General features: G+C 73.0%; 6 protein-coding genes. 2 read left to right on the top strand and 4 right to left on the bottom strand.

Features of this window, described 5'->3' with window-relative positions; genetic code table 11:
- Positions 1–35: 35 nt before the first annotated feature.
- On the bottom strand, positions 36–2681 hold the full coding sequence (acnA, locus tag ACFRQN_RS37605) for an aconitate hydratase AcnA (protein ID WP_049648977.1): 2646 nt from the start codon (positions 2679–2681) through the stop codon (positions 36–38).
- 560 nt (positions 2682–3241) lie between these two features.
- Between acnA and ACFRQN_RS37600 the strand changes: the two genes are divergently transcribed.
- The gene (locus ACFRQN_RS37600; protein ID WP_380745061.1) at positions 3242–3775 is read left to right on the top strand and encodes a superoxide dismutase family protein; all 534 of its coding nucleotides are present in this window, start codon (positions 3242–3244) and stop codon (positions 3773–3775) included.
- A 54-nt stretch (positions 3776–3829) separates the two neighbouring features.
- Here the strand turns inward: ACFRQN_RS37600 and argF are convergent, their stop codons facing one another.
- The 3 genes from argF to ACFRQN_RS37585 all read right to left on the bottom strand — a co-directional run bounded on the left by argF (position 3830) and on the right by ACFRQN_RS37585 (position 9331).
- Positions 3830–4831, bottom strand: a complete 1002-nt coding sequence (gene argF, locus ACFRQN_RS37595; RefSeq protein WP_049648979.1) for an ornithine carbamoyltransferase — start codon at positions 4829–4831, stop codon at positions 3830–3832.
- 151 nt (positions 4832–4982) lie between these two features.
- Positions 4983–7706: a polynucleotide kinase-phosphatase gene (locus ACFRQN_RS37590; protein ID WP_380745059.1), complete on the bottom strand. Its 2724-nt coding sequence runs from the start codon at positions 7704–7706 to the stop codon at positions 4983–4985.
- On the bottom strand, positions 7703–9331 hold the full coding sequence (locus ACFRQN_RS37585; RefSeq protein WP_380745057.1) for a 3' terminal RNA ribose 2'-O-methyltransferase Hen1: 1629 nt from the start codon (positions 9329–9331) through the stop codon (positions 7703–7705). The genes ACFRQN_RS37590 and ACFRQN_RS37585 overlap by 4 nt, the downstream gene beginning before the upstream one ends.
- Before the next feature lie 141 nt (positions 9332–9472).
- Here ACFRQN_RS37585 and dapD point away from each other — a divergent pair, with 141 nt between their 5' ends.
- The gene (gene dapD / locus ACFRQN_RS37580; RefSeq protein ID WP_049648981.1) at positions 9473–10477 is read left to right on the top strand and encodes a 2,3,4,5-tetrahydropyridine-2,6-dicarboxylate N-succinyltransferase; all 1005 of its coding nucleotides are present in this window, start codon (positions 9473–9475) and stop codon (positions 10475–10477) included.
- Positions 10478–10494 lie beyond the last annotated feature (17 nt).

The raw sequence follows: 10494 nt of genomic DNA, 5'->3' as shown, positions 1-10494 counted from the left end.
GCGGGATGCGGTCCGGCCTCCTCAGAGGCTCATGCTCAGCCGATCAGCGAACGCAGCACGTACTGCAGGATGCCGCCGTTGCGGTAGTAGTCCGCCTCACCGGGGGTGTCGATGCGGACGACCGCGTCGAACTCCTTGTCACCGGCCTTGACCTTGACGGTCTTCGGGGTGCGGCCCTCGTTGAGCTCGGTCACGCCGGTGAAGGAGAAGGTCTCCTCGCCGGTCAGGCCGAGGGACTCGGCGTTCTCGCCCTCCGGGAACTGCAGCGGCAGGACGCCCATGCCGATCAGGTTCGAGCGGTGGATGCGCTCGTACGACTCGGCGATGACGGCCTTGACGCCCAGCAGCGCGGTGCCCTTGGCGGCCCAGTCGCGGGACGAGCCGGAGCCGTACTCCTTGCCGGCCAGGACGACCAGCGGGACGCCGGCGGCCTGGTAGTTCTGCGAGGCGTCGTAGATGAACGACACCGGCGCGTCGGCCTGGGTGAAGTCGCGGGTGTAGCCGCCCTCGGTGCCCGGCGCGATCTGGTTGCGCAGGCGGATGTTGGCGAAGGTGCCGCGGATCATCACCTCGTGGTTGCCACGACGGGAACCGTAGGAGTTGAAGTCGCGCTTCTCGACACCGTTGGCGGTCAGGTACTGCGCCGCCGGGGTGCCCGGCTTGATGTTGCCGGCCGGGGAGATGTGGTCGGTGGTGACCGAGTCGCCCAGCTTGGCCAGGACGCGGGCGCCGGCGATGTCGGTCACCGGGCTCGGGGTCTTGGCCATGCCCTCGAAGTACGGGGGCTTGCGGACGTAGGTGGACTCGGCGTCCCACTCGAAGGTGTTGCCGGTCGGGACCGGGAGCGACTGCCAGCGGTGGTCGCCGGCGAAGACGTCCTGGTAGCCCTTGTCGAACATGGCCTCGTCGATGGAGCCGGCGACGGTGTCGGCGACCTCCTGCTCCGACGGCCAGATGTCGGCGAGGAACACGTCGTTGCCGTCGGCGTCCTGGCCCAGGGCGTCCCGGGTGATGTCGATGTTCATGTTGCCGGCGAGGGCGTAGGCGACCACCAGCGGCGGGGAGGCCAGGTAGTTCATCTTGACGTCCGGGTTGATCCGGCCCTCGAAGTTGCGGTTGCCGGAGAGCACCGAGACGACCGCGAGGTCGGCCTCGTTGACGGCGGCCGAGACCTCCTCGGGCAGCGGGCCCGAGTTGCCGATGCAGGTGACGCAGCCGTAGCCGACCAGGTTGAAGCCCAGCTTCTCCATGTACGGGAGCAGGCCGGCCTTCTCGTAGTAGTCCATGACGACCTTGGAGCCCGGCGCCAGGGTGGTCTTGACCCAGGGCTTGACGTGCAGGCCCTTCTCCACGGCCTTCTTCGCCAGCAGGGCGGCGCCCAGCATGACGGAGGGGTTGGAGGTGTTGGTGCAGGAGGTGATCGAGGCGATCACGACCGCGCCGTTGTCGATCTCGTAGGACGAGCCGTCGGGGGCGGTGACGGCGGTCGGCTTCGAGGCCTCGGCGGAGTAGGTCGGCAGCGCCTCGGCGAACCGCTCGGCGGCCTCGGCCAGGATCACGCGGTCCTGCGGGCGCTTCGGGCCGGAGATCGACGGGACGACGGTGGAGACGTCCAGCTCGAGGTACTCGGAGTAGACCGGCTCGTGCGACGGGTTGTGCCAGAGACCCTGCTCCTTGGCGTACGCCTCGACCAGGGCGAGCTGCTGCTCGTCGCGGCCGGTGAGCTTCAGGTAGTTGATGGTCTCGGCGTCGATCGGGAAGATCGCGCAGGTCGAGCCGAACTCCGGCGACATGTTGCCGATGGTGGCGCGGTTGGCCAGCGGGATGGAGCCGATGCCGTCGCCGTAGAACTCGACGAACTTGCCGACCACACCGTGCTTGCGCAGCATCTCGGTGATGGTGAGCACCAGGTCGGTGGCGGTGGTGCCGGCCGGCAGCTCGCCGGTCAGCTTGAAGCCGACGACGCGCGGGATCAGCATGGAGACCGGCTGGCCGAGCATCGCGGCCTCGGCCTCGATGCCGCCGACGCCCCAGCCCAGCACGCCCAGGCCGTTGACCATGGTGGTGTGCGAGTCGGTGCCGACGCAGGTGTCCGGGTAGGCCTGGCCGCCGCGGACCATGACGGTGCGGGCCAGGTGCTCGATGTTCACCTGGTGGACGATGCCGGTGCCCGGCGGGACGACCTTGAACTCGTCGAAGGCGGTCTGGCCCCAGCGCAGGAACTGGTAGCGCTCCTTGTTGCGGCCGTACTCGATCTCGACGTTCTGGGTGAACGCGTCCTTGGTGCCGAACTTGTCGGCGATGACCGAGTGGTCGATGACCAGCTCGGCCGGGGCCAGCGGGTTGATCTTGGCCGGGTCGCCGCCCAGCTCCTTGACGGCCTCACGCATGGTGGCGAGGTCGACCACGCACGGCACACCGGTGAAGTCCTGCATGATCACGCGGGCCGGGGTGAACTGGATCTCCTGGCTCGGCTGGGCGTTCTCGTCCCAGTTGCCGAGGGCGCGGATGTGGTCGGCGGTGATGTTCGCGCCGTCCTCCGTGCGGAGCAGGTTCTCCAGCAGCACCTTGAGGCTGTACGGCAGCCGAGCGGAACCCTCGACGGCGGAGAGCTTGAAGATCTCGTACGACTCGTCGCCCACCTGCAGCGAGCTGCGGGCGTCGAAGCTGTTCGCGGACACGACTGACTCCTTCTGGGTGCTTCGTGCGGTATCCGGCCGTCACGCGGTGGTAAGGTCAGCCTTACTTAGGCTTGCCTTGCCCGCATCGCCGGCGAGCGCCTCTCGGCAAGTATCTTGATGTCGAGATATATCCTAGGCGGCAGTTATCTCGATGTCGAGATAAACCATAGTGCATGCCTCGGGACACCGATCGTCCGGGCCGCACCGCTCGCGCTCCGGCCCCTTCGGCCGGACCGCACCGGCCACGACGGCGGCCGCCGTCAGCGGCACCACCACTAGCTCACCACCGGAACCGCCGGTCGGCGAGGGGGCGGCGTCGGCCGGCGGGGCCGTCCGCACTCTTTCCCCTCTGTTCGCGCCCGGTTCGCCCCTGGCCCCCGTTCACCCCCGCGCCCGGGCCCGGGCGGGTGTGGCGGCTCGCCTGTACGGGGTCCGGTGCGGGGTCCGGCGCGGGCCGTCCGCCTGACGCACCGGGGCCCCGGGAGCCCGGAGCGGTGTCCTCCGGGCCGGGGCGCCGTTAGCAGGGGGACCCGTCGCCCCGCCCCCGGAAGGCCCGACCGATGACCGCTCCGCTCGCCGCCGCCCTGCTGCCGCTGGCCCTGCTCGCCCCCGCCGCCTCACCGGTCTCGGTCGTCGAGGCCGACTTCGACCCGGCCACCGCCTTCGTCCCCCCGGCGGCGATCAGCTACGCGAGCGACCTGGTGCCGTACGGCGCCCACGTCCGGATCGTCACCGACCGCTCGGTACCCGGGCGGACGGTGCTCACCCTGAAGGCCTCCGGACTCGCCCCCGACCACGAGTTCCCCGCACACCTGCACACCGGCCGCTGCGGGGCCGACCCGGCCTCCTCGGGGCCGCACTACCAGGACGAGGTCGACCCGGTGCAGCCGTCCACCGACCCGGCGTACGCCAACGAGCGCAACGAGCTGCGACTGGCGCTGCGCACCGACGGGCGGGGCCGGGGCAGCGCCACCACCGTGGTGGGCTGGCAGCCGCGACCGGGCGAGGCGCGCTCGCTGGTGCTGCACGCGGGCACCCCGGCCGGCCCGCACGCGGCGGGCGACCGGGTGGCCTGCGTGAGGCTGGACGGCTGAGCCGCGCGGCCGCCGGGGCGGGCGCCCAGGAGCGGGCACTCAGGAGCCGGTGCCTCAGGAGCCGAGGGTGGCGACCAGCACCGCCTTGATGGTGTGCAGCCGGTTCTCGGCCTGGTCGAACACGATGGAGTGGGCCGACTCGAACAGCTCGTCGGTGCACTCCAGCTCGGTCATGCCGGTCGCCTCGTGCATCTGCCGCCCGACCGCCGTGCCGAGGTCGTGGAAGGCCGGCAGGCAGTGCAGGAACTTCACGTCCGGGTTGCCGGTGGCCCGGACGGTGTCCATGGAGACCTGGTACGGCTTGAGCAGCTCGATCCGCTCGGCCCAGACCTCCTTGGGCTCGCCCATCGAGACCCAGACGTCGGTGTAGAGGAAGTCGGCGCCGGCCACGCCCTCGGCCACGTCCTCGGTCAGGGTGATCCGGGCGCCGGTCGTCCCGGCCAGGGCCTTCGCCGACTCCTGCACCTCCTCGGTCGGCCAGAGCGCGCGCGGGGCGACGATCCGGATGTCCATGCCGAGCAGGGCGCCGGTGATCAGCAGCGAGTTGCCCATGTTGGAGCGGGCGTCGCCGAGGTAGGCGAGCGCGACCTCCGGGAGCGGCTTGGCGGTGTGCTCGGTGACGGTGAGCACGTCGGCCAGCATCTGGGTGGGGTGCCACTCGTCGGTCAGGCCGTTCCAGACCGGGACGCCGGCGAACTCGGCCAGCTCCTCGACGATCTCCTGGCCGTGGCCGCGGTACTCGATGCCGTCGAACATCCGGCCGAGCACCCGGGCGGTGTCCTTGACGGACTCCTTGTGGCCGATCTGCGAGCCCGCCGGGTCCAGGTAGGTGGTGGTGGCGCCCTGGTCGTGGGCGGCGACCTCGAAGGCGCAGCGGGTGCGGGTGGAGGTCTTCTCGAAGATCAGCGCGATGTTCTTGCCGCGCAGCCGGGGCTGCTCGGTGCCCGCGTACTTCGCCGCCTTGAGCGTGGCGGCGAGGTCCACCAGGAAGCGGAACTCCTGGGGCGTGAAGTCGAGCTCCTTGAGGAAGTGCCTGTTCCGGAGGTTGAAGGCCATGCCGGGCTCCTGGGGTGACGGGACTGACGGACTGCGGAAAGCGGCAAGTCTATACGATACTCGGAATTTATATACGGAGGCTGGGCGGAGGAGGGGCGCCCACGGGGGCTCCGTCGGTTCCGTGGGCTCCCCTCCCCCTCCGCCGCCGCCGTCACAGCCGCGGGTCGACCGGCTCCGACTCCAGCGCGAGCACCGCGAAGACCGGCTCGTGCACCCGCCACAGCGGCTCCCCCGCCGCCAGCCGGTCCAGCGCCTCCAGGCCCAGCGCGTACTCGCGCAGCGCCAGCGAGCGCTTGTGGCCCAGCGCGCGCAGGCGCAGCCGGTCGAGGTGCTCGGTGTAGTCCGGGCCGTAGACGATCCGCAGGTACTCCCGGCCGCGCACCTTCACCCCGGGCTGCACCAGGCCGCCCGGCCGGCCCTTGCCGCGCGCCGTGCGCACCGGCGAGACCAGCGGCTTCACCACCATGCCCTCGCCGCCCGCCTCGGTCAGTTCCTCCCACCAGGCGGTGGCGGCGGCCATCGAGGCCTCGTCCTCGGTGTCCACCAGGATCCGGCGGGTGCGCTGCAGCAGGGGCTCCTTGCGGCGCTCCGGCTCCTCCGTGCCGGTCCCCTCGGCCGGGCCGGCGGTGCCGGTCCCGTCGATCCCGTCGATCCCGTCGGTCTCGTCGGTCTCGTCGGTCTCGTCGGCGGCGGCCAGGCGGTCGATCCAGGCCAGGTGTTCGTCGTGCGGGCGCACCGCGAGGTTCGCCCCCTCGGCCGCGAGCAGCTGGAACGGCGCGAGCCGGATGCCCGACAGGCCCTCGGTCGGCCAGCAGTAGCGCCGGTACGCCTCGGTGAACGCCCGCGCGTCGGCCGCGCGCTGCCGCTGGCGGTCGGTCAGCCGGGCCAGGTCCAGGCCGCGCCCGGCCGCCCGCTCCAGCGCGGACAGCACCTCCGGCAGGGCGGCGCCCGCCGCCGCGCCGACCGCCGCGTACTGGCGGCGCAGCAGCTCCACCGCCTTCAGCGACCAGGGCATCAGCTCGGCGTCCAGCAGCAGCCAGTCGGTGGCCAGCTCCTCGAACAGCCCGGCGCGCTCGGCGGCCGCCCGGACCCGGTCGAGCACGGCGCCGGTCAACTCCTCGTCGGCGAGGAAGGCGCGGCCGGTCCGGGTCCAGATCGCGCCGGGGCCGGCCACGCCGAAACGGCGCTCCAGCGCGGCCCCGTCCCGGGCCACCAGCAGCACCGCGCGCGAGCCCATGTGCTTCTCCTCGCAGACCAGGTGCCGCACGCCGTCCGCCCGGTAGCCGAGGAAGGCCTCCTCCGGGTGCTCCAGGTAGCCGTCCCGGCGGGACGTGGCGCTCGGTGCCATGGTCGGCGGCAGGTAGGCGAGCAGCCGCGGGTCCAGCGCGAAGCGGCTCATCACCTCCAGCGCGGCGGCCGCGTTCTCCTCCCGGACGGCCACCCGCCCGTGCAGCCCGGTCTCGACGGTCCGGCGCCCGGCCACGTCGCCGAGGTCCAGCGGACGGCCCTCGCGGGCGCCCGGCGCGTCGGTGATCAGCGGGCGCACCGGGGCGTACCACTCGCGCTCGGCCTCGACGCCCACCAGCTCGCGCTCCGGGTAGCGCAGCGCGGTCAGGCTGCCGCCGAAGACGCAGCCGGTGTCCAGGCAGACGGTGTTGTTGACGAAGCTCGCGGCCGGCACCGGGGTGTGGCCGTAGACCACCAGCGCCCGGCCCCGGTACTCCTCCGCCCACGGGTAGCGCACCGGCAGGCCGTACTCGTCGGTCTCGCCGGTGGTCTCCCCGTACAGCGCGTGCGAGCGGACCCGGCCGGAGTTGCGGCCGTGGTACCGCTCCGGCAGGCCTGCGTGGCAGACCACCAGGGCGCCGCCGTCCAGCAGGTAGTGGCTGACCAGGCCGCGCATGAACGCGCGGACCTCGGCCCGGAACTCCTCGCTCTCCCCCGCCAGCTGGTCCAGCGACTCCTGGAGGCCGTAGGCGACGTTGACCTTCTTGCCGTCCATCGCCCGGCCGAGCTTGTTCTCGTGGTTGCCCGGCACGCAGAGCGCGTGGCCGGCCGCCACCATGCCCATCACCAGGCGCAGCACGCCCGGGGTGTCGGGGCCGCGGTCGACCAGGTCGCCGACGAAGACGGCGGTGCGGCCCGCCGGGTGCGCGGCGTCCACCGGGCGGCCCCCGGCGTCCCGGGTCAGGGTGTAGCCGAGCCGGGTCAGCAGGGTCTCCAGCTCGGAGCGGCAGCCGTGGATGTCGCCGACGATGTCGAACGGGCCGGTGAGGTGGCGCAGGTCGTTGTAGCGCTTCTCCAGCTCGATCCCGGCGGCCGCCACCTCGGCCTCGCCGCGCAGGACGTGCACCTTGCGGAAGCCCTCGCGCTCCAGCCCCCGGAGGGAGCGGCGCAGCTCCCGGTGCTGGCGGGGGACCACATGGGCCGGCAGCTGCCGGTCCGGGCGGGAGCGGTTGCGCTCGGCGCACACCCCCGGCGGGACGTCCAGGACGATCGCGATCGGCAGCACGTCGTGCTCGCGGGCGATCTCGACCAGCCGGCGGCGGGCCTCGGGCTGGACGTTGGTGGCGTCCACGACGGTCAGCCGGCCGGCCGCCAGGCGCTTGCCGACGATGTAGTACAGGACGTCGAAGGCCTCGGCGGAGGCGGACTGGTCGTTCTCGTCGTCGGCGACCAGGCCGCGGCAGAAGTCGGAGGAGACCACCTGGGTGGGCAGGAAGTGGCGGCGGGCGAAGGTGGACTTGCCCGCGCCGCTGGTGCCGACCAGGACGACGAGGGAGACGTCGGTGACGGGGAGGCGGCGGGGGGCGGTGCTCTCCGCGCGATCCTGGTCCCGGCTCTCGCCGGGGGTGTCGGTCGGGTCATCGGTCATCGGGGCTCGCCTCCTTCGGGCGTCGCGGTCGTGATGGGCACGGTGGTCGCGGTGGGTGCCGGGGTCGCGGTGGATCCCGGGGTCGTGGTGGATCCCGGGGTCGTGGTGGATCCCGGGGTCGTGGTGGTCGCGGGCGTCGGCATCGTGGTGAACAGGGCCAGCTGGGTCGGGGCGCCGACCTCCTCGTCCTCCGGGCCGACCGGGCGCAGCTCCACGGTGTAGCCGTACGCGGCCGCGACCTTCCCGGCCCAGGCCCGGAACTCGGCCCGGGACCACTCGAAGCGGTGGTCGGCGTGCCGGACGGTACCCGCCGGCAGGCTCTCCCAGCGGACGTTGTACTCCGCGTTCGGCGTGGTGACCACGACCGCCCTCGGCCGGGCGGCGCCGAACACCGCGTACTCCAGCGCGGGCAGCCGCGGCAGGTCCAGGTGCTCGATCACCTCGCACAGCACCGCCGCGTCGAAGCCCTTGAGCCGGGCGTCGGTGTAGGTGAGCGCTCCCTGCGCCAGCGTCACCCGGGCCGCCTGACGCTCCGGCATCCGCTCCAGGCCCAGCCTGCGCCTCGCCGACCGCAGCGCCCGGGCGGAGACGTCCACGCCGAGGATTCCGGTGAACCGGGCGTCCTTGAGCAGTTCGCCGATCAACTCTCCCTGGCCGCAGCCGAGATCGGCGACGCGGGCGGCACCGGTCTCGCGCAGCGCGGCGAGGATCGCGGTGCGGCGCTGCTCGGCGAGCGAGGGCTGCCGGGGCTCCGGCTCGTCCCGCACCTCCTCCTCGGACCGGTCGTCGACCGCGTTGTCGATCCCCTCGACCTCGCGGTCGTCGGCCTCCGCCAGCCGGGCCAGCTCCAGGCGCTCCATCGCGGCGCGGGTCAGCGACCAGCGCCGGGCCAGGTAGCGGCGGGTGATCAGGGCGCGCTCGGGGTGGGCCGCCAGCCAGCCCTGACCGGCCGCGAGCAGCTTGTCCACCTCGTCCGGGGCGACCCAGTAGTGCTTGGCGCCGTCCAGCACCGGCAGCAGCACGTACAGCTGCTGGAGCGCGTCGGCGAGCCGGACCGTCCCGGAGGAGAGCGCGATCCGGACGTAGCGGGACTCGCCCCACTCGGGGAACGACTCGTCCAGCGGGACCGCCGTCGCCTCGACCCGCCAGCCCAGCGGCTCGAACAGCCGGACCACCAGAGCCGGGCCGCCGCCCCCGCCCACACCGCCCGCACCGTTCGCGGGCACGGCGGGCAGCTCGATCCGCAGCGGGCGGGCCCGCCCGGGCAGTTCGGGCCGGGCCGGGCAGTCGCCCTTCATCGCGGACCGGAACACCGTCCGCAGCGCCACCGCGAGCAGCGAGGAGGCGGCGTACGGGCGGTCGTTGACGTACTGGGCGAGCGCGAAGTCGGGCGAGCCGCCGCGCCCCCTGCCGTCGCCCCGGCCCTTGCGGACCAGCGCGATCGGGTCGACGTCCAGCAGCAGCGCCGCCGTGCAGACCTCGTCCCCCGCCTCGGGGTAGAAGACGTGGGCCTCACCGTGCGACGTGGTGAACCGCTGGACCTTGTCGGGGTGCTTGTGCAGCAGGAACCCGAGGTCCGTGGCCGGGTCCTCGGCGCTGCCGGTGGTGGAGATCGACATGAACACCCGCTGAAGTATTGCCCAGTGCCCGAACGCCGGGCACCGGGTTTTCCCGCCCCGCGGGCCGCCGACCGGCGCCTTCGCCGGGCGCGTCCGCCCGGTGGGCGTGTTCGGCACCGGAGCCCCGCATTGGTTAACGTGCACGGTGTGACTGCTGAATCCACCTCGCTCGAATCCACCTCCCCGGCGAACGGCGCCGTGGCCACCGGTCTGGCCACCATCGCCGCCGACGGCACCGTCCTCGACACCTGGTTCCCCGCCCCCGTGCTGGCCGCCGAGCCCGGCCCGGCCGGCACCGTCCGTCTGACCGCCGAGCAGGCCGAGGCCGAGCTCGGCGCCGGCGCGGCCGAGGCGCTGCGCGTCGACGCCCGCCGCGGCGTCGAGGTGGTCGCCGTGCGCACCACCATCGCCTCGCTGGACGAGAAGCCGCTCGACACCCACGACGTGTACCTGCGCCTGCACCTGCTCAGCCACCGCCTGGTCAAGCCGCACGGCCAGAACCTGGACGGCGTCTTCGGCCTGCTGGCCAACGTCGCCTGGACCAGCATCGGCCCCGTCCCGGTGGACAAGGTCGAGCAGGCCCGGCTCGCCGTGCGCGCCCAGGGCGGCCAGCTGGCCGTCTACGGGATCGACAAGTTCCCGCGGATGACCGACTACGTCGCCCCGACCGGTGTGCGCATCGCCCACGCCGACCGCGTCCGGCTCGGCGCCCACCTGGCCGTCGGCACCACCGTGATGCACGAGGGCTTCGTCAACTTCAACGCCGGCACGCTGGGCACCTCCATGGTCGAGGGCCGGATCAGCGCGGGCGTCGTCGTCGGCGACCACAGCGACATCGGCGGCGGCGCCTCGATCATGGGCACCCTGTCCGGCGGCGGCAAGCAGGTCGTCTCGGTCGGCGAGCGCTGCCTGCTCGGCGCCAACGCGGGCATCGGCATCTCGCTCGGCAGCGACTGCGTGGTCGAGGCCGGCCTGTACGTGACCGCCGGCACCCGGGTCACCACCCCGGACGGCACGGTGGCCAAGGCCGTCGAGCTGTCCGGCCAGGACAACCTGCTGTTCCGTCGCAACTCGCAGAGCGGCGCGGTCGAGGTCATCGCCCGCTCCGGCTCCTGGGGCGGCCTGAACGCCGACCTGCACGCCCACAACTGACCTCCGGTCGGAGGCCG

Origin of the sequence: Kitasatospora sp. NPDC056800 (genome assembly GCF_042789775.1) — a bacterium.
GTDB lineage: Bacteria > Actinomycetota > Actinomycetes > Streptomycetales > Streptomycetaceae > Kitasatospora.
The sequence above is the reverse complement of the archived record's forward strand: the minus strand, read 5'-3'. Positions and strand labels throughout refer to the sequence as shown.